This window comes from Bacillus sp. 1A (genome assembly GCF_052682215.1).
Map to the genome: position 1 here is coordinate 3,674,596 of NZ_JBQYLZ010000001.1, position 26,696 is coordinate 3,701,291.

At 32.7% G+C, this 26,696-nt stretch carries 34 protein-coding genes and 2 pseudogenes; 23 read left to right on the forward strand and 13 right to left on the reverse strand.

Features of this window, described 5'->3' with window-relative positions:
• Positions 1 to 44: 44 nt before the first annotated feature.
• The 9 genes from ACUN0F_RS18660 to ACUN0F_RS18700 all read left to right on the forward strand — a co-directional run bounded on the left by ACUN0F_RS18660 (position 45) and on the right by ACUN0F_RS18700 (position 7,138).
• Positions 45 to 518, forward strand: a complete 474-nt coding sequence (locus ACUN0F_RS18660; RefSeq protein WP_137036125.1) for a tetratricopeptide repeat protein — start codon at positions 45 to 47, stop codon at positions 516 to 518.
• Positions 519 to 530: 12 nt separating this feature from the next.
• The gene (locus ACUN0F_RS18665) at positions 531 to 1,580 is read left to right on the forward strand and encodes a hypothetical protein (RefSeq protein ID WP_445539917.1); all 1,050 of its coding nucleotides are present in this window, start codon (positions 531 to 533) and stop codon (positions 1,578 to 1,580) included.
• Positions 1,573 to 2,058 carry an NUDIX hydrolase gene (locus ACUN0F_RS18670; RefSeq protein WP_445539918.1) on the forward strand — a complete coding sequence of 162 codons (486 nt, stop codon included), beginning with the start codon at positions 1,573 to 1,575 and terminating at the stop codon, positions 2,056 to 2,058. Before ACUN0F_RS18665 ends, ACUN0F_RS18670 begins: the two co-directional genes overlap by 8 nt.
• A gap of 166 nt (positions 2,059 to 2,224) precedes the next feature.
• Positions 2,225 to 2,749 carry a DUF402 domain-containing protein gene (locus ACUN0F_RS18675; protein ID WP_088063766.1) on the forward strand — a complete coding sequence of 175 codons (525 nt, stop codon included), beginning with the start codon at positions 2,225 to 2,227 and terminating at the stop codon, positions 2,747 to 2,749.
• A gap of 171 nt (positions 2,750 to 2,920) precedes the next feature.
• Complete coding sequence (locus ACUN0F_RS18680; RefSeq protein WP_088608859.1) at positions 2,921 to 3,676, forward strand: ABC transporter ATP-binding protein; 756 nt, start codon at positions 2,921 to 2,923, stop codon at positions 3,674 to 3,676.
• An 18-nt stretch (positions 3,677 to 3,694) separates the two neighbouring features.
• Positions 3,695 to 4,681 carry an aliphatic sulfonate ABC transporter substrate-binding protein gene (locus ACUN0F_RS18685; RefSeq protein ID WP_264461782.1) on the forward strand — a complete coding sequence of 329 codons (987 nt, stop codon included), beginning with the start codon at positions 3,695 to 3,697 and terminating at the stop codon, positions 4,679 to 4,681.
• A 16-nt stretch (positions 4,682 to 4,697) separates the two neighbouring features.
• Positions 4,698 to 5,546, forward strand: coding sequence for an ABC transporter permease (locus tag ACUN0F_RS18690; protein ID WP_445539919.1), 849 nt, complete (start codon positions 4,698 to 4,700; stop codon positions 5,544 to 5,546).
• Between the two features lie 163 nt (positions 5,547 to 5,709).
• Positions 5,710 to 6,822 (forward strand): FMNH2-dependent alkanesulfonate monooxygenase, encoded by a 1,113-nt coding sequence (gene ssuD / locus ACUN0F_RS18695; RefSeq protein ID WP_445539920.1) that lies wholly within the window; start codon positions 5,710 to 5,712, stop codon positions 6,820 to 6,822.
• Positions 6,823 to 7,045: 223 nt separating this feature from the next.
• Complete coding sequence (locus ACUN0F_RS18700) at positions 7,046 to 7,138, forward strand: putative holin-like toxin (protein WP_001289320.1); 93 nt, start codon at positions 7,046 to 7,048, stop codon at positions 7,136 to 7,138.
• A gap of 228 nt (positions 7,139 to 7,366) precedes the next feature.
• On the opposite strand, the gene ACUN0F_RS18705 is transcribed toward ACUN0F_RS18700, so the two are convergent.
• Positions 7,367 to 8,188 carry an HNH endonuclease gene (locus tag ACUN0F_RS18705; protein ID WP_046954359.1) on the reverse strand — a complete coding sequence of 274 codons (822 nt, stop codon included), beginning with the start codon at positions 8,186 to 8,188 and terminating at the stop codon, positions 7,367 to 7,369.
• A 149-nt stretch (positions 8,189 to 8,337) separates the two neighbouring features.
• Between ACUN0F_RS18705 and ACUN0F_RS18710 the strand changes: the two genes are divergently transcribed.
• Positions 8,338 to 9,423, forward strand: coding sequence for an AI-2E family transporter (locus ACUN0F_RS18710; RefSeq protein ID WP_000837880.1), 1,086 nt, complete (start codon positions 8,338 to 8,340; stop codon positions 9,421 to 9,423).
• Between the two features lie 385 nt (positions 9,424 to 9,808).
• Here the strand turns inward: ACUN0F_RS18710 and ACUN0F_RS18715 are convergent, their stop codons facing one another.
• Genes ACUN0F_RS18715 through ACUN0F_RS18735 form a run of 5 tightly spaced genes read right to left on the reverse strand, consistent with a single transcriptional unit; the run spans position 9,809 to position 10,624 of the window.
• Positions 9,809 to 9,949: a YrzI family small protein gene (locus tag ACUN0F_RS18715; protein WP_000668502.1), complete on the reverse strand. Its 141-nt coding sequence runs from the start codon at positions 9,947 to 9,949 to the stop codon at positions 9,809 to 9,811.
• Positions 9,950 to 9,974: 25 nt separating this feature from the next.
• Complete coding sequence (locus ACUN0F_RS18720; RefSeq protein WP_000669812.1) at positions 9,975 to 10,115, reverse strand: YrzI family small protein; 141 nt, start codon at positions 10,113 to 10,115, stop codon at positions 9,975 to 9,977.
• Positions 10,116 to 10,140: 25 nt separating this feature from the next.
• Positions 10,141 to 10,284 (reverse strand): YrzI family small protein, encoded by a 144-nt coding sequence (locus ACUN0F_RS18725; protein WP_060487131.1) that lies wholly within the window; start codon positions 10,282 to 10,284, stop codon positions 10,141 to 10,143.
• A 28-nt stretch (positions 10,285 to 10,312) separates the two neighbouring features.
• A complete protein-coding gene (locus ACUN0F_RS18730) occupies positions 10,313 to 10,456 on the reverse strand; it encodes a YrzI family small protein (protein ID WP_046954356.1) in 144 nt (47 codons plus the stop codon).
• A 27-nt stretch (positions 10,457 to 10,483) separates the two neighbouring features.
• Positions 10,484 to 10,624 (reverse strand): YrzI family small protein, encoded by a 141-nt coding sequence (locus ACUN0F_RS18735; protein WP_000156189.1) that lies wholly within the window; start codon positions 10,622 to 10,624, stop codon positions 10,484 to 10,486.
• 439 nt (positions 10,625 to 11,063) lie between these two features.
• On the opposite strand from ACUN0F_RS18735, the gene ACUN0F_RS18740 reads away from it, so the two are divergent.
• From ACUN0F_RS18740 to ACUN0F_RS18770, 7 genes and pseudogenes are all read left to right on the forward strand, one after another.
• A complete protein-coding gene (locus ACUN0F_RS18740; RefSeq protein WP_264461779.1) occupies positions 11,064 to 11,651 on the forward strand; it encodes a DUF4825 domain-containing protein in 588 nt (195 codons plus the stop codon).
• Positions 11,652 to 11,821: 170 nt separating this feature from the next.
• Positions 11,822 to 12,196, forward strand: a complete 375-nt coding sequence (locus ACUN0F_RS18745) for a GntR family transcriptional regulator (protein WP_000805192.1) — start codon at positions 11,822 to 11,824, stop codon at positions 12,194 to 12,196.
• A gap of 2 nt (positions 12,197 to 12,198) precedes the next feature.
• The gene (locus ACUN0F_RS18750; protein WP_264461778.1) at positions 12,199 to 13,071 is read left to right on the forward strand and encodes an ABC transporter ATP-binding protein; all 873 of its coding nucleotides are present in this window, start codon (positions 12,199 to 12,201) and stop codon (positions 13,069 to 13,071) included.
• Complete coding sequence (locus ACUN0F_RS18755; protein WP_264461777.1) at positions 13,068 to 13,739, forward strand: DUF4052 domain-containing protein; 672 nt, start codon at positions 13,068 to 13,070, stop codon at positions 13,737 to 13,739. The genes ACUN0F_RS18750 and ACUN0F_RS18755 overlap by 4 nt, the downstream gene beginning before the upstream one ends.
• A gap of 41 nt (positions 13,740 to 13,780) precedes the next feature.
• Positions 13,781 to 14,260 (forward strand): CcdC family protein, encoded by a 480-nt coding sequence (locus ACUN0F_RS18760; RefSeq protein ID WP_264461776.1) that lies wholly within the window; start codon positions 13,781 to 13,783, stop codon positions 14,258 to 14,260.
• A gap of 187 nt (positions 14,261 to 14,447) precedes the next feature.
• A pseudogene (locus ACUN0F_RS18765) lies at positions 14,448 to 15,074 on the forward strand (lysostaphin resistance A-like protein).
• A gap of 537 nt (positions 15,075 to 15,611) precedes the next feature.
• Entirely contained in the window at positions 15,612 to 17,060 is a 1,449-nt protein-coding gene (locus ACUN0F_RS18770; protein ID WP_445539921.1) for a serine hydrolase domain-containing protein, read from the forward strand.
• A gap of 197 nt (positions 17,061 to 17,257) precedes the next feature.
• Here ACUN0F_RS18770 and coaW read toward each other — a convergent pair whose 3' ends face one another.
• From coaW to ACUN0F_RS18805, 7 genes and pseudogenes are all read right to left on the reverse strand, one after another.
• Entirely contained in the window at positions 17,258 to 18,088 is an 831-nt protein-coding gene (gene coaW / locus ACUN0F_RS18775) for a type II pantothenate kinase (protein ID WP_445539922.1), read from the reverse strand.
• 92 nt (positions 18,089 to 18,180) lie between these two features.
• Positions 18,181 to 18,579 (reverse strand): 3-hydroxyacyl-ACP dehydratase FabZ family protein, encoded by a 399-nt coding sequence (locus tag ACUN0F_RS18780; RefSeq protein WP_087983795.1) that lies wholly within the window; start codon positions 18,577 to 18,579, stop codon positions 18,181 to 18,183.
• Positions 18,580 to 18,635: 56 nt separating this feature from the next.
• Positions 18,636 to 19,835, reverse strand: coding sequence for an LL-diaminopimelate aminotransferase (locus ACUN0F_RS18785; RefSeq protein ID WP_445539923.1), 1,200 nt, complete (start codon positions 19,833 to 19,835; stop codon positions 18,636 to 18,638).
• Positions 19,836 to 20,014: 179 nt separating this feature from the next.
• Positions 20,015 to 20,377, reverse strand: a complete 363-nt coding sequence (locus ACUN0F_RS18790; RefSeq protein WP_264461771.1) for a hypothetical protein — start codon at positions 20,375 to 20,377, stop codon at positions 20,015 to 20,017.
• 170 nt (positions 20,378 to 20,547) lie between these two features.
• A pseudogene (locus ACUN0F_RS18795) lies at positions 20,548 to 20,834 on the reverse strand (hypothetical protein).
• Positions 20,835 to 20,999: 165 nt separating this feature from the next.
• Positions 21,000 to 22,202, reverse strand: coding sequence for an MFS transporter (locus tag ACUN0F_RS18800; protein WP_445539924.1), 1,203 nt, complete (start codon positions 22,200 to 22,202; stop codon positions 21,000 to 21,002).
• Between the two features lie 290 nt (positions 22,203 to 22,492).
• Complete coding sequence (locus ACUN0F_RS18805; protein ID WP_071723536.1) at positions 22,493 to 22,645, reverse strand: YqbF domain-containing protein; 153 nt, start codon at positions 22,643 to 22,645, stop codon at positions 22,493 to 22,495.
• A 451-nt stretch (positions 22,646 to 23,096) separates the two neighbouring features.
• On the opposite strand from ACUN0F_RS18805, the gene ACUN0F_RS18810 reads away from it, so the two are divergent.
• From ACUN0F_RS18810 to ACUN0F_RS18835, 6 genes are all read left to right on the forward strand, one after another.
• Positions 23,097 to 23,465 (forward strand): hypothetical protein, encoded by a 369-nt coding sequence (locus tag ACUN0F_RS18810; RefSeq protein ID WP_046959718.1) that lies wholly within the window; start codon positions 23,097 to 23,099, stop codon positions 23,463 to 23,465.
• A 174-nt stretch (positions 23,466 to 23,639) separates the two neighbouring features.
• Complete coding sequence (locus ACUN0F_RS18815; protein ID WP_327974201.1) at positions 23,640 to 24,425, forward strand: class I SAM-dependent methyltransferase; 786 nt, start codon at positions 23,640 to 23,642, stop codon at positions 24,423 to 24,425.
• Positions 24,426 to 24,494: 69 nt separating this feature from the next.
• Complete coding sequence (locus tag ACUN0F_RS18820) at positions 24,495 to 24,683, forward strand: YvzF family protein (protein WP_078417986.1); 189 nt, start codon at positions 24,495 to 24,497, stop codon at positions 24,681 to 24,683.
• A 77-nt stretch (positions 24,684 to 24,760) separates the two neighbouring features.
• On the forward strand, positions 24,761 to 25,726 hold the full coding sequence (locus ACUN0F_RS18825) for a nucleoside hydrolase (RefSeq protein ID WP_098354840.1): 966 nt from the start codon (positions 24,761 to 24,763) through the stop codon (positions 25,724 to 25,726).
• A gap of 172 nt (positions 25,727 to 25,898) precedes the next feature.
• Positions 25,899 to 26,141: a GlsB/YeaQ/YmgE family stress response membrane protein gene (locus tag ACUN0F_RS18830; RefSeq protein WP_000638305.1), complete on the forward strand. Its 243-nt coding sequence runs from the start codon at positions 25,899 to 25,901 to the stop codon at positions 26,139 to 26,141.
• Between the two features lie 77 nt (positions 26,142 to 26,218).
• Positions 26,219 to 26,614: a hypothetical protein gene (locus tag ACUN0F_RS18835; protein WP_000847587.1), complete on the forward strand. Its 396-nt coding sequence runs from the start codon at positions 26,219 to 26,221 to the stop codon at positions 26,612 to 26,614.
• Positions 26,615 to 26,696 lie beyond the last annotated feature (82 nt).

The window sequence follows — 26,696 nt, forward strand, 5'->3', positions numbered from 1 at the left end:
CATTCAAGATGGATACATAAAATAATTGGTGAGGAGTGGATTCTATGGAACATTTATTAAAGCAAGCGATTAAACTAAGAAATGAAAAGAAATATGCGCAATCTAGAGAGATACTAATGGGGTTAACCAATTTTACGCGGGATGCAGAAGTGCTTTTTCAATGTGCCTGGATACATGATGTAATGGGACTTGAAACAGACGCTGTGCCGTATTATGAACAGGCAATTGCAAATGGTCTTGATGGTGAGTCACTTTGCGGTGCATATATCGGTCTTGGAAGTACATATCGTTGTATAGGTGAGTATGACAAAGCAATTACAGTTTTAGAAACAGGTTTGCAGCAGTTTCCGGATAATGACGTGATAAAAGTATTTTTATCATTAGCAAAATATAACGTTAACGATCATGAATCCGCGATGAAATTATTACTTGAAACGGTTATAAAAGTAGACGAAGTTAAAGAATTTGAACGTGCGATTACATTTTATAAAGATCATTTAAACGAGGTTTTTAAATAGAGGAGTGAACGTATGAATGTCACACTATCACGAAGGCGAAAAGGCATTTGGATTGGACTCGTATCTTTCATCTTGTTATCAAACTATTTATTGTATGCCCTTCCGATTGTACCAGCCGCTCCGAAAGAAGTAGTGCTTGGTTCTTTGTTAGATTGTATGTTTGTAATTCCGATTATTACATATTTCTTTATTATTCAAAAAAGATACTCGCTAACGTATATATTTCCTGTCGTAATAGCTGGATATATATTTGTGAGATTTATTATTCCAAGTGACTATTTACAAGCTTTTTCAAACGTTTCTTATATTATAGTTGCGGGAGAAATTGCTTTTGTAGGTCTAGAACTATTCCTGTTGTATAAAATCGTTAAAGTGCTTCCTAATACAATCAAAAGATATAAAGAATATAGAAGAGAATATTCTTCATTTTCTTATGCGATTGATGCAGCGTTTGATGCTACTATGAAAAGAAATAAATTAGTAGATATCATTGTAACAGAGTGTAAGTTAATCTATTATGCATTTTTATCGTGGCATATAAAAGTACCGGAAGGTGAATCCGTATACTCATATCACAAAAAGACCGGTGCAATAGGTGTATATATCATGATCATTCATGCGACCATAATAGAAAGTATTGGTTTTCATTATTTACTTCATCAATGGAATCCAGTAGTAGCATGGATTTTACTTATTTTAAACGCATACGCAATGTTTTATTTTTTAGCTGAAATACAAGCAATGCGTAAAAATCCAATTATTGTTACAGAAGAACGAGTAATCATTCAAATCGGATTAGGAAAGAAAATTGTTATACCATTTACACAAATTGATAAAATTGCATTTTATAAAGGCGAAACTTTAAAGAAAGAAAAAGAAGTTCTTGACGCAACTGTGATGGAATTTATAAAGGAACCTCCAACATTTGAAATAACGCTAAAAGAGCCAGTGAAAGCACAATTGTTATATGGATTTTCTAAAACAGTAAGTCGTGTTCACTTAAATGTTGATGAGGAACGGAAGTTTTATGATGCGGTTATAGAGAAGTTGAAGCATGAATAATGCTACTAATTTTCATCGTGCGTTTGGTGTGTATGGCATTTGTATCGAAAACAATAATTTATTAGTAATTGATAAAATTAAAGGTCCATATAGAAATCGTAATGATCTACCTGGTGGTAGTTTAGAAGATGGAGAATCATTATTAGCTGGACTTCATAGAGAGATTAAAGAAGAGACGGGGCTAAATGTAACGGTAGTAAAACAAGTATGTACAATTGATTTTCAATTTCCATCAAAATTTAATGAGTACACACATGTACATCATATCGCAGTTTTTTACTTTGTAGAAAGGTGCGGAGGTGAATTCAAAGTACCGGAACAATTTGAAGAGCAAGATTCATTAGGAGCTAGATGGATTCCAATAGAAAGTATTACTGAAGATAATTCATCTTCTCTTGTATGTAGTGCTGTAGAGTGGTTAAAAGAATCTAAGTTTAGTTTAGAAGTAAAGGCTTACAAATCATGGGTTATAAAATAATAATAATACTGGAGTTCCTTCTAATTTAGAAGGGGCTTTTTTGTGAAGTAGAAAATGAGATTATATAAATATTAACTTAAAAAAATGAATGAATTGACTGAACGCTTTCTTAATGGAAATATAAAGGGATATAATGAAAGAACTAAAATAAAAGGGGAAATAAAAAATGAGTTGCTTACGTACGTCAGACATTGAAATTATTGAAAGAAAAATCCGATATGATGGTACAACTATAGATCATGCTTGTTTACTAATAGAAGCGCAGCAGGACAAAATTATTTTATATCATGAAGTACAGTATTCTTTTACAATGGCAGCAAACGATAAGAAGTTAACAATCCCGAAAGGAAGTTATACAGTTGCATATTACTGGGTAAATCTTCCATATAATTTATACGTTTGGAGAGATCAGGATGGGGGGTATCTAGGTTCGTATTTTAATATTGTAAAGAATACATGTATAACGGATGAAGTGGTATCCTTTGAAGATTTAATCCTTGATATTATGATACTTCCAAGTGGAGAATTTTTTATATTGGATGAGGATGAATTACCTGAGTCGTTAGAACAATTTGAAGACGGGTATGTAGAAAAGGCTCTTCATACAGTCAAAAACACAATTCAAGAGTCACTTCCAAAAATCATTTCAGAAACTGCTACTCTTTATAAAAAAATAAATATCGTTCATTAAAACCTAGTTGACTTATCGGAAATATTTGTATAATATGTAGTTAATTCTATAACGTATTGCTGATTGGAGAAACCAAAGGCATTTTATCTATTGATAAAATGCCTTTGGTTTTTTTATTATACAAATGCTGAATCTATTCATTTAAATGAATCATTTCAAGGAGGGGAAGAAGTGACTGTTTCAATTGATGGGGTATCAAAATATTTTTCGAAACAAACTGGTACGGTTCAAGTATTAGAAGATATTAATTTTCAATTAGAGAAAGGTGATTTTGTCACTGTAATCGGACCGAGTGGTTGTGGGAAAAGTACGCTTTTGAAAATTGTTGCGGGGTTAGATAACGAATTTGAAGGTGAAGTTATCATCGATGGAGAGCAAATTGTAAAACCGAGTAAAAAACAAGGTTTTATTTTTCAAGAACATCGTTTATTTCCGTGGTTAACAGTTGAAGAAAATGTTGCTGCAGATCTGTCGTTAAAAGATAAGTATGTAAAAGACAAGGTAAAGGAATGGGTTGAAATCGTTCGATTGGATGGTTTTGAAAAATCATATCCGAAAGAAATTTCAGGCGGAATGTCACAACGTGTTGCGATTGCGAGGGCTTTATTAAGAGATCCGAATGTATTATTACTTGATGAACCATTTGGGGCACTGGATGCTTTTACTCGAAGTCATTTGCAAGAAGTGCTGCTGAACATTTGGGAACAAAAGAAAACGACAATGATATTTGTTACTCATGATATAGACGAGGCGATATATCTTTCAAACCGAATTATCATCATGAGTGCAAAGCCTGGGAAAATACATAAAGTTATTGAAAATAGTTTGCCTTATCCGCGAAATAAAACTTCTCAATCGTTCCAACAACTTCGAACGAAGGTGCTACATCAGTTTGAACACGGGGGACTGATTCAAACAAGTATATAGGAAAAGGGTGGATTATATATGTATAAAAAATGTAAGGTTCTTTCTTTTGCATTAGTTATATCTTTACTTTTATTAGGATGTGAAAAAAACACTGCAAGTAGTAAGAAAGAAGAGGTAACAATACAAATTGGTATACAGCAAGGATTAAGCCCGCTCTTACTGGCACAGAAAAAAGGGTGGTTTGAAGAGGAGTTTAAAAAAGAAAGAGTTAAGGTGAAATGGACAGAGTTTCAAAGCGGACCTCCTTATTTTGAGGCAATCGCATCAAATCGGTTGGATTTTGGTGAAGTTGGGAACTCCCCAGTTATTTCAGCGCAAGCAGCAGGTATTGAATTTACCGAAGTTGCTAATACAAGTTATGCGAGAAAAGGAACAGGGATTCTTGTACAAAAAGATAGCAAGATTACGAGTGTAAAAGATTTAAAAGGTAAAAAAATTGCAGTAGCAAAAGGAAGTAGCGCATTTAATTTATTATATCGAGCATTAGAAAAAGAAGGTATAAATGCGAAAGATGTAAATGTCATTCAACTGCAACCAGATGAAGCGCAGCCGGCATTTGAATCCGGATCAGTAGATGCATGGGCCATTTGGGATCCATTCATTTCACTACATACGTTAAATAAAGGGGCAAAGGTTATTGCAGATGGTGAACTATTAAATGTTTCTTCACCAGAGTTTTTAATTGCGAGAACAAAATTTGCGAAGGAGCATCCAGAATTAGTTGAGAAATTCCTTAAAGTTTATGAAAAAGCACGTGTATGGCAAGAGTCAAACTTAGATGAAGCGATAAAAATATATACTTCTGCAAAGAAAATAGATGCCGAAATTGTAAAAGAAGTGTTTAATCACGACAAACCAATTTTAGTTCCAGTAACGAAAGAAATAATAGCAGAACAGCAAAAGACAGCGGATTTTCAATATAAGCTCGGCTCTATAAAGAAAGAAATCAAAACAGATAAAGTTGTAGATAATTCTTTCGTAGAAAAAGCATTAAAGGCGAAATGAAAAGAGGTTTTGTAAATTGGAGAATACGAAAGCTTTTATGAAAAGGGCGAGTATAACGATTGGCAAAAACAATGTAAAGAAAGTGCGAAAGACGAATGTAAAAGTGCTAGTAAGAGCGATTACTATACCGATTATCGTATTAATTATTTGGCAGTTAGCCGGCGTATTCGATTTAGTTTCTAAAACAGTTTTACCAACGCCATTAGATATATTACTAGCTTTTCAAGAACTTATAAAAACAGGAGAGTTATTCGGTCATTTAAGTATTAGTGTATTCAGAGCTGCGGCTGGTTTCTTTATTGGCGGGAGTTTAGGAATTATTTTAGGAACGATTGTTGGATTTTCAACGAGAAGTGAGCAATATTTAGATCCATCTGTACAGATGTTAAGAACTGTACCCCATTTAGCTGTTGCGCCACTTTTCGTATTATGGTTCGGTTTTGGAGAAACATCGAAAGTATTATTAATTGCGGACGGTGCATTTTTTCCTCTATACGTAAACGCGTTTTTAGGGATACGAGGTGTAGATTCAAAGTTATTCGATGTTGCCAGAGTGTTAGAGTTTAGTAAAAGAAAATTAATTACAAAATTAATTTTACCAGCAGCATTGCCGAACCTATTACTAGGAGCAAGATTATCATTAGGAGTTGCATGGGTGAGTTTAGTAGTAGCAGAACTTATGGGATCTACAGAAGGTATCGGTTATATGATTATGGATGCAAGGCAATTTTCAAATACAGATATCGTATTTGGCGGCATTATTATTTTTGCATTCGTTGGAAAGTTTTCTGATTCACTCGTACGTTTACTAGAAGTGAAGTTTTTAAGATGGCGAGATAATTTTAAAGGAGAGACAGGGAATTAACATATAAAGTGAAACTTTAATCAGTAGGGGACATCCCCCACTGATTATCAGCCCTCACCAATCGGGATCTTACTGCCCGCAAATAGCGGGGTAAATTATTAGGGGTAATTTATATAGAGTATGTTAGTATACGTTTCAAAATAAATAAGGGGTGTGTAAAGATATGGAATTATTATGGTTTATTCCGGCTTATGGAGATGGTCGATATTTAGGAACGACAAAAAGAGGAAGAGCAGCTGAATATGGTTATTATAAGCAAGTTGCACAGGCAGCTGATTATTTAGGATATACTGGTGTATTACTTCCAACTGGTCAAGGTTGTGAAGATCCATGGGTGTTAGCATCAGCTCTTGCGGCTGAGACAGAGAAATTAAAATTTTTAGTAGCAGTTAGACCAGGGCTAATGTCACCGACAGTTGCAGCGAGGATGGCATCTACATTTGATAGAATTTCAGATGGGAGATTACTTATTAATGTAGTAGCTGGAGGAGATCTTGTTGAATTGCAAGGTGATGGATTGTATCTTGAACATGATGAAAGATATGAAGCAGCAGATGAATTTTTAAAGGTTTGGAAGTCAGTATTACAAGGTGAAACAATCTCTTTAGAAGGAAAACATATTAAAGTTACGGAGAGTAAAGTTGTATTTCCTCCGGTTCAAACACCGTATCCACCAATTTATTTTGGCGGATCGTCCGCTGCAGGTAAAGAAGTTGCGGCTGAACATAGTGATGTATATTTAACTTGGGGAGAGCCACCAGAGCAAGTGAAAGAGAAAATAGATGAAGTAAAAAAACTTGCGGAAGAGAAGGGGCGTAACGTACGATTTGGTATTAGACTACACGTAATTGTAAGAGAGACAGAAGAAGAAGCATGGGAAGAGGCTGAAAGGTTAATTCAATATGTCGATAATGAAACAATTGAGCTCGCTCAAAAAACATTTGCAAGATATGATTCAGTCGGACAAAAACGAATGACACATTTAAATAAAGGTACGAGAGAGTCGTTAGAGATAAGTCCTAACTTATGGGCTGGAATTGGGCTTGTAAGAGGTGGTGCGGGTACTGCTCTTGTAGGAGATCCGCATACAGTAGCAACAAGAATAAAAGAATATGAAGCGTTAGGAATTGATACGTTTATTTTATCAGGATATCCTCATTTAGAAGAAGCGTATGAAGTGGCAGAACTGTTATTTCCTTTATTGAAAGAAGAAAAGAAACAAGAAAATAAAATTGTTGGTGAAATGATAGCTGATGCATATGCTTTAAAAAAATAGTGAGAAATAAAGTTGAACCAATCAGGCATTTACAGGCAGTTTCACCTATGTTTGCTTCATTTTGTTTACTGCCTGTTAATACGGGATAAAAAAACTCGCAAGTATTCCACTTGCGGGTTTTCGTCGTAAACTATTAGAAAATATGGTAAAATTAAATAGTAACTTAAGGTGCGGTTGGTTGTTCAATTATCACTTCTCCAAAGTAGGAGGGGGGTGATAATACGTGAGTGAAATAGCGTTGCTACTGCAGGGTGGACTGTTTCTCGTTGCATTGTTAACGTTCGTCGTCGTTTTAATAGACAAGCTCAAAAAATAACAACCCACCTATGCCAATAGAATGTGGGTTGTTTTGTTTGTAAGAAACAAATAGGATAAATGAACAATCCAATCTGCTAAGTTACGTGGACTAGTGTGTAGCCGCACACTGGTCTTTTTTATTTATTTACAATTAATAATTGGTTTATGTGATTGTATTGTTCTTTTCATACTTATTATAACACAGTGTCTTTTCGTCAAGAAAGGAGACCGTATGTTCTGATTTCGATTAAATAGTAGGTTTTTTTTCTTTAAATAGCCCATCCATATACTGTTTTAAAGTTTGGACATAAAATTCCTGCCTATTTACATCATTTACCCCGACAATTGGAGATGAAAGTTCATATCTCTTTTCTGATAAATGAACGACAATGTCAAATATATCAAATAGACGAATGAAACAGAACAGGCCATCTTTATCACTTAATAAAATAAAGTAATGGTTCTCGCTATTTGTATTTAATGTATTCCATAAAGAACTTTTACTCAAATCACGAACTATACTTTTTTCTTTTAATTCCATAAAATCGGCATTTGATAGAATGTTAGAAATAACAATCGCATCTGGATCTTCAAAATAGCCATCAACAGCTTGTACAGCGAAAGTATAAGCTGTTTTTAATACACTCATTTTGTATTTACGGTTATCTAAAAGTAATTCACGTTGAATAGAGCTAGCTACTTTCGTTACACGTTCTTCTTTCCAAATTTCATTATGTAGTGAAATATCGTGCTTTTTACATAGTTTCATAATTAATGCATTGGAATAAAGTATTTCATCACTTACTTCAACAACATCTGTCTCAGCAGCCGCAAGTTCCTCACCATGTTCATTCGTATAGAGCGGGGAATCAATTTGTTTTTTCATTTGCTCAATCTTAAATTGACTTAATTTATGCCGAATTAAGGGACGATCAATATTTGTTGTCATTTGTTCATGGCAAGTATCACAAATTGAGTTTGTGAAATAATATCCACATAATATTTCGGGGATGACATATTGTTCACTAAGTTCTTTCGTATCTTTTCTGCATATGATGCATTGTGTCATTTTTATCACCTTTACCTGCAAATTTGTATGTAATCTCATTGTAGTGTATTTATTGGTATTTTGGAATATTGTAAAGGAAAATATTATGTGAAATTCTTGCTTATTTTGGTACAATAAAGAGAAGTGCTAGTTTAAAGGAGGACGTTTTTTTGAAATCGAAAGTGCACTTTTGGACATTAGAAGTGCTAATGGTTGTAGCGATCATATTTATTTGCACAAAAATATCGTTTCTATTTCAACCGATTGGTATCTTCATATCAACGTTGTTTTTCCCAATCTTAATCGCGTTATTTTTATACTTCATATTTAACCCATTGTTAGTCTTTTTGGAGAATAAAAAAGTACCTAGAAATTTAGCGATTTTACTGTTATATCTTTTTATTATAACATTAACTGCAGTTGGAGTTGGGGTAGTTGTTCCAACGATCTCACAACAGTTAATGGATTTAGTGAAAAATATGCCCGGTTATATTAAAGAGGGAAAACTATACATACAAGATTTATCCCATCACAGATTATTTGAATGGTTATCTACACAAAACTACGTTTCCATTGAAACAATTGAGAAAAATGCGATTGAATACTTAAAGGATATACCAAACACGATTACGTCGAGTGCAACGGCTTTATTTGGTATTATCACAAACGTTGCATTAGTTATCTTCACAGTACCGTTTATTTTATTTTATATGTTTAAAGATGGACATGCGTTTCCAGGGAAAGCAGTTAGTCTATTACCTGAGTCTTACCGTGAAGAAGGACTTCGTATCATTAAGGAAACGAACGAAACATTATCTGCATATATTCAAGGGCAAGCGCTCGTTTGTATATTTGTAGGTGCTTTTACTTTTATCGGTTATTTAATTATCGATTTACCGTACGCTTTCGTTTTAGGAATTATAGCAGCATTTACAAATATCATTCCTAACTTAGGTCCATTTATCGGTGCAGCACCAGCTGTTATTGTAGGTCTGTTCGTATCTCCGATGCAAGCGTTGTACGTAATTATTATCGTAACAATTGTACAACAGTTTGAAAGTAACATCATTTCACCGCGTATTATGAGTTCAAAATTAAATATCCATCCGTTAACAATTATTATTTTAATTTTAGGGGTAGGTAACTTTGCGGGAATTATCGGAATGATTTTGGCAGTACCAGTTTATGCAGTAACAAAAACAGTTGTATCGAACTTAGTGAGATTGTTTAAGACGAAACGAAGTAATAGAAAATAAAGTGATGAATTATGAGGTATAGAACTGTATGAGTTCTATACCTTTTTATTTAATAATCTGGCAGGAGTATGGGTCTCGATATCGTATATATTTAATGAAAGGATATTCATATAAAAAGGGGTTTAGTGGTATGGTAGAAATTATAAATGCGGAAGTAATAATAAATGAATTACGACATATTGGAAAAATAAGATGAAAAAATGCCTATTCTAGCATGAGATAATAGGCATTTTGTTGTGATATTTTTACACATTAAATACGACAAAAAATAAATTTAAAACAAATTATAACTATGTGGAATCCCTCTGAACTATCCAAATCATTTCCTTACAGCGTGCTAGCAACATCATAATCGACCCCTTTCAAATTTTATATTTTTAAAGGATTATAGATGAGAGTAGTACTTGCTTCTACGATCTCGAATTTCGTCCATAATCTCTTTATATTGTTGTTCTTGTTGTAATTCAGCTTCAGAAAAGTTCTTTTTCTGAATTGTAATTGTTAAAAAGAATAGGTGAAACTTCATGATACATTCCTCCTTTCGAAAGGAATTATAGATGGCTACAGTAGTGACTTTGACGTTCTTTTACATCCTCCATAGCTTTATTAATTTGATGGTCATGCAATATCTCACTGTCTGAGAACTTAGTTTTTTGAATGGTGATCGTTAAAAAGAATACTTTAAATTTCATTTGTTTTTTCCCCTTTAAAAGTTATTTAGAAAAGACGGCTATAATAAGAAGCTTGGTGCTCTTTTACTTCGTCCATAATAGTTTGAATGTGTTGCTCATGCATAATCTCACTTTGAGAAAGCTTACGTTTTTGAATGGTGATTATTAAAAAGAATGCTTTAAATTTCATGAAGGTAATGCTCCTTTAAAATATATTTTTAATACATTTGCGTATAGTATGAAATTTTAATGTCAGTCATTTTATCAGTCAGTTGTTTTAATTGTTGTTTACGAATGATTTCATCTTCAGATAAAGTGTTTTTCTGAAGTACAGTTGTAAAAAAGAAAATATGAAAAGTCATAAATGAATTCCTCCTTTCGAAAAGGAATTACAGGTGATCACAATAAAGCGCTTGGCGCTCCTTAACATCATTCATAGCTTTTTCAATTTGCTCATTATGAAAAATTTCATCTTTGGAAATTGTATTTCTTTGAATCGTAATACTTAAAAACAATACGCTAATAGTCATCGAATGTTGCTCCTTTTTTTAAAAAATAATATAAGAGGCTAAAAAATCGCACAAAAAAGCCACAGGAAGATATAGTTCCCCTATGGCTGGGCGTCAAAAAGCCACAGGAAAGTATACGACCTCCTGTGGCGAATTTATGAATTAATAGAAATAAAGTGCGATTTTCAATTCTACATTAGGGTGGTCGAATTCATATTTAATTGTCCGAAAAACAAAGGTGCAGTTAACGCTAAAGTTAAAGCATGTAATTGTAATTTCATCATTTCCTTCGACCTCCTTTTAGAATTTTTTCTTACGTTAGTAAGTATATACAATTAATGGATAATTGTAAACATAAAAATTGAAAATTTTTAATTTTGATTAAAATGCGTATATTTTAAAGGGTTTTGAGAAGAAGTATTGTAATGAATGAAATATCGATAAAAATGGGGAATGCTAAATGAAATATATGCATCGTATTGTGGTTGTTATGCTAACAATTTTTTTATGTATTACTGCTTGTTCTAGCGGAGAAAGAATAAAAGAAATATCTGATGTTGAACCTGGTCATTTTAAGAAGTATGCTGGGACATACGTTGGTAATAACTCAGATGTGGTTGCAATTGTTAATCATTTACCCGGTGGTGAAACATTTCAAAGTATAAGTTTAGAGAATGAAAGCATAAAGGTAAACTATGGTGCAAATAGAACTCTGACAGAAGACATGGTTGAGACGTATTGGTTTGATGGCAAGGACACAATGGAGAAGAATTTTCTCTTTAACGTTATTTATCTAGCGATTTTAGTACCAAATGCGAAAAGTTACGAGTTTCAAGTAGAAAATAAAAATTTCACGATAAAAAGAGAAGATATACTATCAATATTGTATGATAAATTTGATGATTTTCCAAAAGAAAATGATATATGGGATAAAAAGAAAGGAGTAAAGTTCCTTAACGATAATAACGAAAAAATTACAATGCTTATAAATGATAAAGAGTTTCGGAAAGCTTTATTTGCTAAATATCCGGTGCAGCAGTTGAAATAAAATGAAAAGAATTTGAGAACAAGAGTTGATACTTCAACATTTTAGAAAGAGAGCCATTCTTAAACGAATGACTCTCTTTTTTTGTAAAAGAAATTTATGGAAATAAATGTTTTTATGTGATATGGTTAATTGCATAAGTAATGAACCTATGAACCTAAGGTGGTGAAATTGTGAAACCTACTCTGGAACAAAATAAATTAATATACTTACAAATTGCAGAAACGATTGAATCGGATATTTTAAAAGACATATTACTTGAAGAAGAACAAGTTCCATCAACAAATCAATTTGCGAAGATGTTACAAATAAATCCAGCTACTGCAGCTAAAGGGGTAAATGTATTAGTGGATGAAGGGATTCTATATAAAAAGAGAGGGATTGGGATGTTTGTTGCAAAGGGAGCGAAAGAAGTCGTACTTAAAAAAAGACAAAATACTTTTATGACTGAATATTTACCTAAAGTGTGGGAAGAAGCAAAAGTACTAGAAATATCAAAAGATGAATTGATGGATATGATTCAAAAAATTACGAAGGAGGGGAAATAGGGATGATTGCACTTGAAACAAAAGCCGTAACGAAAAAATATAAAAAGAAAATAGCAGTAAATGAAGTAACGATTTCATTGGAAGAGCATAAAATATATGGTTTGCTCGGTAGAAACGGAGCAGGAAAAACGACACTATTAAATTTACTTGCAGGCCAAATCACTTCAAGTAGTGGTAGCGTATCAATATTTGGTGAACATGTTTTTGAGAATAGTAAAGCGATGCAAAATATTTGTTTTGTTAGAGTGAAAGAAGAAGCACATTTAAGTTTTAAAGTAAAAGAAATTTTTAAGATGTGCAGCATGTTTTATAAAAACTGGGATGGAAAGTATGCTGAAGAACTCGCTGATAAATTTCAGCTTAATATGACAGAGAAATACCATAAACTATCACACGGCATGCAAACAGTCGTCCGAATTATTCAAGGTCTAGCAAGTAGAGCGCCAATTACTATTTTTGATGAACCAACTACAGGTTTAGACGCAGCACATCGTGAGTTATTTTATAATTTACTACTAGAAGATTACGGTGAATATCCACGAACAATTATATTATCGACTCATTTAGTAGAAGAAGTTACTCATGTGATTGAAGATGTAATCATCATAAAAGAAGGAAAACTAGTTGTTCAATCATCAGTGGAAGATCTATTACAACAAGGACATATTATTTCAGGGAAAAAAGATAAAGTGGATGAGTTTTCAATCAATAAAAAAGTAATAAATCGAGAAGTTTATGGAAATAAGGGGATTGCTGTTATATGGGAAGAACTTTCTAATGAAGATTATTACTCTCTTGAAAAAGAAGGGTTACTGATTGATAGCATTACATTACAAAAACTATTTATACACATAACTGGTGGTGAAGTGAAATGACGATGTTAATGAAGCAATTGAAGTTACATATAAATTTTCATTATAAGGCATTTATTATATTTTGGATTGCAGTATTACTTATAAAAGGAATAACAAGTGTAATGGATTTAAAAGGAATAAAGGAAGGGTTTTTACAACATATTTTAAGTAATCCTTCGATTGTAATTATATTTTTTATAGTAGTAAGCACCTTCATAATACAAGATGATCTGTTTCATTTAGCTGTTTCGTTTGGAGTAACGAGGTTACAGTTTTTCATTGGATCAGTTTGCTATATTATATTACAGGCTGCGGTTTTCTCATTCCTTCAAGTGATTCTTTTACAAAATACATTGTATAGTATAGCTAATACTAGTTTAGGAGGACACTCAGTAAAACAGTTTATTGTACAACTATTATTGTATGTTACAATAGCAACTTTCTTTCAAGTAGCAGTAGTAATTAAGAAACGGTTTAAGTGGATTGGTCTTTTGGTAGGAGGAACACTTTTTATATCATTGAATAGTGTGCTTTATGGAGAAGTAGGAATACAGGATTTAAATTCTACATCTAATCTATCTTTAATAGATATCCCATACTTTATTGTCATTTCAATTATATTAACTATCGTCTATGTCGTGACTAGCGGTATATTTATTCGAAAGGTATCATTTGAGCAAACAATTTAAAATATAATTAAGTATATATTTGAGGAGAGTAGGAAAAACAAATGGGAGATACTTCTTCACTAATTACAGTCTTTTTATGCATTGCACTGCTCATATTTTGGCGTCGTTATCGATCTATGTATAAACCTATAAAGGGGACTGGGATACGTATTTTGTGGCCATTATTATTTTTAACACCAGGTGTTTTATGGTTTTTTGGTCCAGTACATCCAGCTATATTACAAGTGACTATAGCTGCATCCATTGGGGGGATTTTCGCAATCCCACTTATATTTCTAACAAACTATGAGCGAAGAGAAGACGGAAACATTTATACGAAAAAAAGTGTAGCTTTTTTAATTACTTTTATTGCACTTGTCGTTTTAAGATATGGTTCAAGACAATATATTGTTGACTTAGATCAGCAAACGATTGGTTTATTATTTTACGTCGTTGCAGTATCGTATATCATTCCGTGGAGAATTGCTTGTTATATAAAGTTTAGGAAAGTTTGGCGGGAAAATAGTAATCACACAGTGTAAAAACAACGACTTCTCTATTGAGAAGTCGTTGTTTTGTAATCATTATATCGTATTCAACTAATCTTTTTCACTATAAATCACCACAATATGGTAAAATTTTATAATATAGGAAAGAAGAGAGTAGTGTTGAAAGAGGACAAATGCATGAAGTGAAAAAAGGTCTATGTGAGATGGGGGATAAATCGATATGAGTTACTTTATTTCGTTAGTACTTGCTGTTTTATTAGCTTTTTCATATAAAATTGTTGATATTACAGTTAGCATTGTTATTTGAAAAAAGTTGTATTGTAAGATTAAAAATGAGATTATTTATATATGGGGAACACTACTGACGATAATTAGTTATTTTTATGAAGATAATTATGTATTCCGTTTACCAACTCACTATGAATCAATTGTTGTATTAATCTTGATTGCCGTGATAACGAATATTTTCATTTCACGATACTCAGGATATAATCCAAGTGGGAAAAAGAATATTTTAAACTTTGTAATTATGTATCCAATTTTTGAAGAAGTAATCTTTAGAGGGATGATTATACCAATACTTAACAACTCATTCTCAATACACCCTTATTTTGAAATAGCTTACATACCAGTTACGCTACCAATTATAATATCTGCCTTTCTATTTGCTGTATCTCACTTACAATATTACAGCTTTAATCAGACTAGTATAAAATTTATGCTGTTCGCTTTTTTAGGGGGAATCATACATGGTATGATTACGGATTCCTCACTATCAATTGTTTTTCCAATATTATTGCATGTAGAATTTAACTTACTTTCAGTATATTACTCAAAAAAACTGTAGTAAATTGATAATTAAGTTAGTGTATTTATAAATGAATTATTGAAATTTCATTAAAAAAAGCTAAGAAATAATACAGCTAACAAATTTTACGTCAATAAGCACCTCTAACGGGGGAACTAGTTGGTTTTTACGGTAGAAAAGATAATATTCCACATTTAGAGACTGTTTTAGCATATAAAATCCGCATTTCAAAAAGCTGACAAAAGTCAGCTTTTTTTATTCGTAACATGAAGTAAATGTATAGTGATAATAAAGTTATTGAATTTTGACTAAAAAAGATAAGAGCCTTACTACATTCTATATGCAGCAAGGCTCTTTAAAGTTGTTTCAAATTATATCCATCTGCTTATGTAATGCTTAAAAAATGAATAATAAAGTTGTTTACTTCTTATTGAACTAACGCCCCCGTTAGTTTAAGTGTAACTCTTCACAATTATTTGATATTATATAGGTGAATAGAAAGATAAATTAGAATTTAGTTTATAGTTATAAAAATAATTTATTTATACCCTTATAATTCTTCAAAAAGGAGAGTGTATGAAAAAGACTATTGTTTTTGTATTAACGATATTTATATTATTCTCAGGATTCGCAACACAAGGTTATGCGTTGTCAGATTCGAAATCTGTGGCAATACAAGCATTGCTAGATGATGCCTGTCGTACATCAGGTGTGCCTGGAATGTCAATCTCAATACTTGCTGATGGTGAAGTGTTCTACTTTTCTTCTGGGTATGCAGATCTTGAAAAGGGCCTGTCTGCAAGTGAAAATACACTCTATGAGTTGGCCTCGGTGAGTAAAGCTTTTACTGGTATGGGGATTTTGCTATTGGAAGAGCAAGGGCTGCTATCAATGACTGACCCTATCCAAAAATATTTACCTTGGTTTACGTTAAAGTATCAAGGTAAACCTGTTGATATGCAAAACCTTACACTAAATAACTTTCTTCACCATACCAGCGGCCTAACAAATATTAGACATACTCAAAATATTCCACAAGGTAATACGCCTGATATGTTGCAAAAGACTGTGGAAACGCTGGTAGATGCAGAATTGGCGTTCTCTCCTGGTGAACAATATAACTATGGAACCGTTAATTATGACGTATTGGGTTTGGTTATTGAGATTGTATCACGACAAAGCTATGAAGACTTTATGAAGGAACAGGTATTTCTACCCTTAGGTCTTCACCAGACGTATGTTTATAAAGAAGATGCTCAAGCCACTGGACAGTTAGCACAGGGTTACCGTTCTTCCTTTTTTATAACAACTCCATTTAACGCTCCGGATTATGCTGGGAATAAACCTGCCGGCTATATCATTTCTAATACAAAAGATATGGCGCGTTGGATGGGCATACAGATGGGTATCGTGCAGGACATACCCGAAATATTTCACAGGGCCATCGAAAAATCACATAGGGGTGATATGTCTGTTTCGGCTGTCAATGATATGTATTATGCGGCAGGTTGGTCGGTAAACGCCGAACAAACGTTTATAGAACACACTGGGGGTAATCCAAATTTTAGTACCGAAGTAGCCATACTGCCAAATGAAAGAGCAGCCATCTGCTTACTGAGCAACGGCGCAAATACCAATATAAACCTGGTACTAAAAGTTAAAAATATATTAAACGGCAATCTAACTCAGTCATATGAGATAAGCGGCACACAGCTTTTGGATATCATTTTGTCGTCTACCACAATTATTCTTTGCCTATTAGCCGTTCTATTATTTTTCTTAGGGTTAAGAAAAAGGAAAACGAATGAGCAGCAGCCAATGACAAAAAAGAGAACAATCGTAACAATTATTTTCCTAATCGCTACGATTGCCCAGTGTATAATGTTTTTTGCCTTCGATTGGTCAACGATACTTATTTGGCAAACATATAGTGTTCTTACAGCTTTAATTTCGTCAACATTATTAGCAGCAAGCATTACTTGGTTTGTATATACTCACCGATTAGATGCCTCGGTCCGAAAATAAGTATAATGTTAAGTAAATAAATCTTAATTTATCGATATCCTTAATTTAAAAAACAGAAGACACCTCGGTGTCTTCTTTAATGTCATCGACACTTCTCCTAGTTAAACCCACTTGCTATTTTTTCCACTAACCTACCTCGTTAGTAGAAGAAGGATTTTTAAACAACTATATTATTTTTTAAATGACTTTATTGTAAATTAAACAACTTTATTATCTCTGTACAGTAAAGCACCAATCGCACCGCTATTACCACCATCTTGTAAAAAGATTGGTGTTTTATTTTGATATTTTGTGTAGCTACTAATAATATTTTGAAGGTGTACGTTATTACATAGAGTCGAACCAATATAAATAATATGGTCAATGTTTTTTGTTTCGGCGAATTGAAGGCTTAATGCAGTAACAACTTCACCGACAAGTCCTTGCACAGTTGCTAGTATATCAGCACTACTAAAATTTGAATCTGTTTTGGTAGCTTTACCAAAATTGCTTGCAGTTAAGCTATTATCAATAGGTGAGAGAATGCCACCATAAATATCACCAACCGTAATATCTAGTTCTTTTCTAGAACCTAATTTTGTTAAAGGAATTACATCTTCAAAATGATCTATATTTGTTAACAATTTTGAAAGCCCCATAATAGTACCACCGCCAACACCGGTTCCACCAGCTCGAATATATTTGTCATTATAAACGTAATGAATGGAAGTACCTGTACCGATATTTGTTAAAATAAAGTTGTTTATATCATATTTCTCTTCTTTTAATATGTATCGGACACCTACAAGAGTAGCTTTAAATTCGTTTAGTTCTACTATTTTATATGAGTCTGAAAGTAGTTGCTGTAATCGTTTTGCTTTACCACCTGTTATACATATTTGTTTTATACAAGTGTTTTTCTTAAGCCAATCTATTATTTTATCTTGTTCATTTGAATAAAATTTTTCAAAAGCTAATTGCTTTTGTTCGTTCAAATAAGCAATTTTCGTTAATGTTCCTCCAGCATCGATACCGATAGTACTTTCCATTTTCCTGCTCCTAACCAAGTAATTTGTTTACTCTGTTCATGTTGGTGAGACGAATTTGTAGGAGAGAGATATCCTGACGAATTACATCGTCTCTATTCTGCTTGATATATTAATAGCTTTTCTATAGTTACAATCGGCTGATCGTTAATAGTTGCAGTACCTTTACCGAGAATAAAACCTCGACGATTGCGAGTAAGCTTATAATGTAAATCAAGTTTATCACCGGGATATGCGTTTCCGTGGAATTCAACCCCATCCAACGAAGAGAGGAAGCCTAGACCTTCAGAGTCACTTGTATTTACAAATGCACTAAGCTGAGCAAGTGCTTCTACAATTAACATATGAGGCATATGTTTTTGATTATCATTTATAAACCACTCATTATTTGAAATCAGTTTATATCCCGTAACGGATTCACCATGTTTTACATTTGTTACTTTATCAATCATTAAAAAAGGATAACGATGAGGAAGAGTGTCTTGAATATGCATATGAAAGTACCTCCAATAAATAATACCCCTGCTACAGTTAAGCAGGGGAGTTATCATTAATTTTTAACTAATTCATTTACTTTTTCAAGAGAAAAAATACCGCTATTTCTAATGTTTTCAACAACTTGTTGTAACACTTCTTTATCTTGAACAAGTGCAATACGTACAAAGCCTTCTCCATGAGGTCCAAATGCATGACCTGGTGTAACAACGACATTCGCACGATCCATTAATGCATAAGCGAAATCTATCGAAGTCCAGCCTTTCGGAATTTCGGCCCAGACGAACATACTACCAGCTGGTTTATCAACATTCCAACCAAATGTTCGGAATCCATCAACTAAAGTATCTCTACGTTCTTGATAAATACCGCGATTTTTCTCACAAAACGCAGCGCCATTTCTTAGTGCCGCTGATGCCGCTTTTTGAATTGGTAAAAACACACCATAATCTGTATTTGATTTAAATTGAGTAAGTGCACGAACAATTTCTTCGTTTCCAATCATATATCCAATACGGCTACCTGCTAAACTATAACTTTTTGATAAAGAGTTGATTTCTACTCCAACTTCTTTAGCACCAGGTACAGAGAGGAAGCTAATTGGTTTTTTACCATCAAAATAAAATTCAGCATAAGCAAAATCATGGACAACAATAATGTTATGCTTTTTCGCGAATGCAATTACCTCTTTAAAGAAATCTGCATGAGCCATTGCTGGGACGGGATTTCCTGGGAAGTTTAAAATCATCATCTTCGCTTGATCGGCAATTTCTGCAGGAATTAGCTCTAAGTTAGGTAAGAAATCATTTTCTTTCTTTAATGGCATGTAGTAAGATGTTGCACCAGCCATTTGAATCCCAGTTTCATAAGCTGTATACCCTGGATCCGGAACTAATATAATATCTCCCGGATTTGCATAAACCATAGGTAAATGAACAAGTCCGTCTTGTGAACCCATTAATAATAAAACTTCTTTATCGGCATTTAATTTAACGTTATGAGTGTTGTTGTAATATTCAGTTACAGCTTCGTGAAATTCTTGAATACCACTTAATGTGTATCCGTAGCTTTCTTTTTCACTTGCTGTATGTACCATTTCTTCTCTTACGAAGTCAGCAGGCGGCATATCAGGATTCCCGATACTTAAATCAATCATTTTGTGACCTGCTGAAATTTTTTCTTTTTTATAAGCCCCTAATTCACTAAATATAGAAGATTGGAATGCTTTCATTCTAGTTGCTAACGTGTAAGTCATCAAAACCCCTCCTAAAAACAGTGTTTTCTTTCTGCGTTTTTAATTATTCTGAAAACACATGTTTACATTTTATCATTTTTTTATGAAAATTAAAACGATTGACAAATTTAGAGGGAGGATAATAAGGAGAAATATAAAATAACGCAGAAAATATTTTCTGCGTCATATATAAAGTGTAATCATTTCTTTTTATATGTACATAACTTTTCCACTGCATAAAAGTATACATTTAATTTGCCATCGACAACTTTTACAGTTTGATCCGATGTAAATGAGTTACCATAATCAATGTGATACACATTAGAATCCTTTACAAATGAACCTTTGTATAAATCTTCTTTTTTCTTCGTTGTTTGCATCTCTACTAAGTTTTGAATAATTTTTTCTTTCTTTTCTTCTTTTACAACTGTTTCAAATTTATAAGATGCAGGGCAAAGACCATTTTTGTTGTCAATGACTTCCCAAGAACCGTATATATCATTATTGCTACATCCGCTAAGTAGAACGATGAATATTGGAATAATTAATAGAAATTTTTTCATTTTGTACTCCTTTCTTTTCATTTTTAATAAACGTGCGAATACGATACGAATATTGTAATAAATAAAGTTTAAATTTTTATAAAGAATTATTTAATTTCATATAAAAATTAAGGGGGAATTGAAAAAGTATGAATCTAGTGTAAAGTCAGATTCATGCCGAGTACTGTAGCCTATGTTATGTCTCTTTTGAGGAAAAATAAAGAGGAAAGTAGGATTACTATTCCATTTAAAATATATATAATTGCAACAATAAAGGCTAGCCCACCTGCGCCAAATCCAGCTTTATCAAATATAGAAGCGAATGCTACGGTAGCAAAAAAAAAATAGGAGTTATCAGTAAAAATATGAAACCTGCGACAATTCTTCTTTTAAAGTTATGTCCAGATAAGGAAATAGCTAAAAAGTTTATGATGCTAAACAGGGCTAATACAAAAATAAAGATACTAAATAACTGCATACCATCAGACAATTTTGCACCTCCTGTATATATCATGTTAGTATACTGTATTCGAAAGCGAAAGAGGGTACTCCTTTAAATAATTACAATAAGCGTAATAAATAAGGCTTTATATAACAAAGACGCATGGATTAATCTAATATGATCCATGCGTCTTTATTTATGCTATAAATTCGCAGATTGCGAAGGCTGTTTTTCATATTGTTTCTGTTTAGATAATGAAATGAAAATAATTAATAATGAAATCACACCGAAAATGAGAACCATATATTGCAATCCAATCGTATCTAAGAAGAAGCCTGTGCCGAGTAAGACAATTTGGAACATCACTCTCTCAAACATATTACGGAATGAGAAGAGACGACCATGATAGCTTTTTTCCACTTGCGTTTGGAAAATTGTCGACATAATAGGGAAGAAGCAACCGACACTAAAACCAAATAAACCAAATGATGTAAGAGACATCCATTTTATATCGCTAAAGAACAATGAAAGGTGTGCAAAAGCGGTACAAACAGCGAAGAAATATAATAATTTTTCAGGTTTGAAATGGTCAGATAAACGTTTAATAACGAAGGCTCCTAACATAAATGCGACACCTTCAATGGTATATATAAAGCCTTTAATCGTTGGATCATGTTGCATTTCACTAATGTTGATTACCATTAAATTAAATCCGGCTATAAATAATAGAGGGATAATACTTAATATAAGTGCTGTAAAAGCAATAGGAATTCCTTTTAAAATACGAAATACTTCCATAAAGCTATTATCTTTCGCAGCTTGTTTACTTGGTGTTGTTGATTTCTTATCTTCGAACTGTAGGAAGAAAGTTGAGAGGAATAATAAAGCGTATGCTGCCATTGAGAAGGCATACATATACTGTAAACTCATTACAACTAAAAGAATTCCACCTAGTGAAGTACCTGCAATACGAGCGATTGTACCTACATTCATATGTACACCGTTCATCTGTAATAACTCATGCTCACGTACGATGAGTGGAATTACAGATTGTAATGCAGGGAAGTAAAATGCTGCAGAAATTTGAAGAGCAACCATAAATGCAATCATGAAGGCAATGCTTTCAAATTGGATAGCGAAAAACATAAAAATAACACTAATAACGCGACCAAACCCAGCATAAAGAAGAACTTTTTTCTTTTCATACTGATCGATAATACGACCAGCCATAGGACCGACTAGTACACCAGCTAATAGTCCGATAAATAATATAACTGATTTCATGAAATCAGAAGGGACATATTTTTGCATAAATTCAAGGTTGCCAAGAATACCAAGCCATAGCCCTAGACCAGCAATAAACTCCCCAATTAACACAATCCAAACATTTTTATTACGCCACATAATGTAAAACCTCTCCGTCTTTTAAAATGAAAAACTCGTATATAAAACCTCCTTATTTTATGTATAATTTATAACGAACTTTTTTAGAGTCAGAGTCTATATTACGTGTTTCATGAGTGGATTTCAATCTTTTTGATTTGTCAAAAATTTGATGTGTTAATAGATGAAACAAGTAAGTCGAAATGTATAAAATCAATGATTACATATTCAGTGAAAGTAAGGATAAATAAAATAAAAGCATCAAGAAAATATCACTATTAAATGATATTTTTCTTGATGCTTTTAATACATCAGGCCGAATATTCTTCTTTACGTACTTCGAAAAATTCATTACGACGTAAGTAATTATAAACTTTCTCGGAAACCTTTTCTTCTTCAGACATTAAGAAACGATGATCAAATGCATAGAATGATTGACCTTTAATTAATTTTACGTAGTATATTTTACACGCCTCCTCTAGCATAATTGGAACTTAATTAATATTATGATGGCCTATATGCTTGTTAATCATACTTGGAGTTTCAAAGGATAGAAACTAAACAAATTACAAAAGATTACAAAACTGTAATGTTGTTGTCACGTTTTCCGATAGTTAAAAATAACCAATCTCTCCTATACTAGAAATAAGTTACATAAAATAAGGGGGTAAAAAGATGGATGAAGTAATTGGAGAAGTTGTATCAGGTATTTGTGAATTTGTAGTTGAAGTAACGGCAGATGCTGTTGGAAATTTAGTTTCTAGAAATAATGAGGAAAAAGAAACGATATAAAAATATAAAGGTTGATTTCTAAAAGGAAATCAGCCTTTATATTTTTACATTATATTAATATTATTTAAATATTTGTTTGTTAGGATGGAGACGAAACCAATATAGGAGGTGATTAAAATAAATATGCCGAGTTTGGGATTAGATTTATCTAATTCTCGTTTAATTATGGCGAATGTAGACGAAAGGGAATATCATTTTATTATACGTGAACATCCGATTTTAGGGAAAATTATATCGCTACTTGAAAATGGAAAAGAATATGGTTTAATAGATAAACAAATCGCTAATAAAGATAAATTTATAAAATCGGAGCTTATTAAATTAGATTATTTTAACATAGATGTTCTACATCATACACCTGGATGGATATGGATCGGCATGGATCAATTTGGTTTACATGCTCGTGAGGCTACTTATAACGAAGTAGACGTTATTATGAAGTTGAAAGAGGATTTATATTATATAGATGTATATGAAAAAGTAAAAATGTAATAAATATTTAGTCGGGTTAGGGGACAAGTTCCCGTAACCTTTTTTGTTTTGTATATTGATGATAGGCCAGCATGATAAGAAGTAAGCTGAAAAGAGGATTTGAAAATACATAAAGAGAACTTTAATTAATATATGAATCCTATATGTAAATAACAATAGAAAGAAGATGATAAAATGAGTAAAGAAGAGCTTGTAAAACAACAGTTTGGTAATAATGCGGAAAAATATGTGAAAAGTAAAATTCATGCTAATGGACCAGACTTACAATATGTGGTTCAACAAGTTGAGTCTTGTCATAATAATCGTCTTCTTGATATTGCTACTGGCGGTGGACATGTTGCGAATATATTAGCTCCATTGTTTAAAGAAGTAGTTGCTTTAGACTTAACAGAAAAAATGTTAGAGAATGCGAAAAACTTTATTATAAGTAATGGATATGAAAATGTATCTTTTGTCGCTGGAAACGCTGAAAGTTTACCGTTTGCCGATAGTTCTTTTGATACGATTACATGCCGAATTGCAGCACATCACTTTACGAATCCAGCTCAGTTTATATGTGAAGTAAATCGTACGTTAGAACATAATGGATTGTTTATTTTAATAGATAATGTTTCACCGGAAAATAATGAATACGATACATTTTATAATTTTATAGAAAAAAAGCGAGATCCGAGTCATGAACGAGCGATGAAAAAAACAGAATGGATTACCTTATTGGAAAAAAATGGTTTACAAATGCAGTCATGTCTTACTTTTGACAAGAAATTTGAATTTGACTGGTGGTGCGATATGATGAATGTACCTTTGCAGAAACGCGTGAAGTTAACAGAATGTATGATGAAAACATCAGTTGAAATACAAGAGTTCTTTAACATTCAATATGAAAATAATAAAATTATATCGTTTTATACTGAAATGGCATTGTTTGTATGCAAAAAAAGCGCGACATTAAAAAGATAAATTTCTTGCAGTCTTTTCAAAGTACGTTATACTTAGTACTGAGAAAATGAGAATTGAGGAAAAGTAATAATGATTCGCGTACGTATTGAAGGAACTGAAGAAGAAATACTTGAATTTATGGAGAAAATGCCAGATATTCCTGGATTTGAAAAAACACATATGAGAGAACCGAGAAAAGGAAATAATCCGAAATACGATTCAAGTAAAAATGTACTAGCATATTTATCTTATAAAAAGATTGAAGTCGCCAATAAATAGGCGACTTTTTTAGTTTGCACCGTTTCACAGCCTTGTCTTTTTTACATACTAATAATAGTAGATTATGTTGAAGAGGGGTGAGGATAGTTAATAAGAAAATCATCTTTTTTGGAGACTTTGGTATTGACGATGCGGTGGCGTTAATTTATGCAAATAAAACATGTCAATTGGATATTATAGGTATTGTTGCTGAATATGGGAATGTATCGCGAGAAATTGTAACGGAAAATGTGTATTTTTTAGAAAGATACTATGCTACAGAAGTAAAAATCATTGAGGGTGCAGCAAGACCGATGACAGCTGAAGAACCTTTGTTCTTTCCTGAAATACATGGAGATCATGGTTTAGGGCCAATTATTCCACCTGATATGAGGATTTGTAAACGGGAAAATTTTTGTGAACTAATTAAATTAATTGAACCTTGTCCAGAAGATATTATTATCGTAGCGACAGGGCGTTTAACAACATTGGCAACGTTATTTTTATTATATCCAAATGTAATGGATAAGGTATGTTCATATTATATTATGGGCGGTGCGTTTTTATTTCCTGGTAACGTTACTCCTGTATCAGAAGCTAATTTTTATGGGGATCCAATCGCCGCAAATATTGTGATGAAGTATGCAAAAAATGCGACTATTTATCCGTTAAATGTAACGCAAGCAGCCCTCATTACTCCTGAAATGGTGGATATTATTAATAAAGAAGGAACCGGGCAAGCGAAGCTTATTAAACCAATGATCGATTTTTATTATGAGAACTTTTATAAAAAAGAATACCCGGGTATTGCTGGAAGTCCAATTCACGATTTACTTCCGTTCATTTCATTTATAAATGATGATATTTTTGAATACAAAAAATCTGCAGTTTGGATTAGTACGACAAATGACGTAACAAGAGGACAAAGTGTGGCGGATTTTAGAAAAATAGCTGTGCCGACAACGTTTGATAATAGACCAATTCAAAAAATTGCAGTTGGTTTTAACTATCCTGCATTTAAAGAAGAGTTTATGCGGACAATATTAAAGCCTGACTGTCCTTAATATGTGTATTACGAATAACATCAACCTCGAGTCGAAAAACTGGCCGTTCATTATTTTGAAATAATCTAATAGTTAATCTGTATGAATAACTATTGAAAAATGTAACATAACTAATGGTAAGCAATTGTTTCTAATTATATTTTGATTGGTAAAATATAAAGGAGGTTATCATATGATTTGGTCTTTAATCGTCGGTGGTATATTAGGATGGCTTGCGAGCTTAATTACTGGAAAGGACGTACCTGGTGGTGTAATTGGTAATATTATTGCTGGTATTATCGGTTCTTGGATTGGTTCGAAATTACTTGGTAGTTTTGGTCCAGTCATTGGCGGATATGCAATTATTCCCGCTTTAATCGGTGCGATCGTTTTAATTTTCATCGTAAGCTTCTTATTACGAGCAATGCGAAAATGAATGTAAGGACTGTTTACATTTGTAAGCAGTCCTTTTTATATGTTATGCTAGTATTATACAATCAGGAGGTGTCAGCATTGAAAACATTTACAGTAAATTTCCATCAAGAAGATAATGCTAAAGCGACAACAGTACATAAATTAAGTGAAGAGGACTTCAATAAAGCGACAGAAAAAGGCACTCGTCATCTATTTGATTTAGATACAAACGTTGGATTCTTCGTATTCTTTGACGCAGAAGATGCAGAAGGAAACGATCAATATTTAATGTTACAATACGAAGGCGATCATGAAGAGCCAACTGCGTGCTACGGATTTGATTTAAAACTATACTATCAATTTTTAGCACTATACTTAAATGATCTTGAGTTCCAAGGTGAAACAGATGAAGAAGAGGAAGAGTATGGCCCAATTCATCATTTAGCTCACTTACTTTATCATATTGTTGAAGATGGTAAGTCAATCGAAGTGTAAAAATACATATGTAAAGCTGTCCTTTTTGGACAGCTTTTTTTATTATTATGATGAATGTTATGGTTTGCATAATGGTAAATGG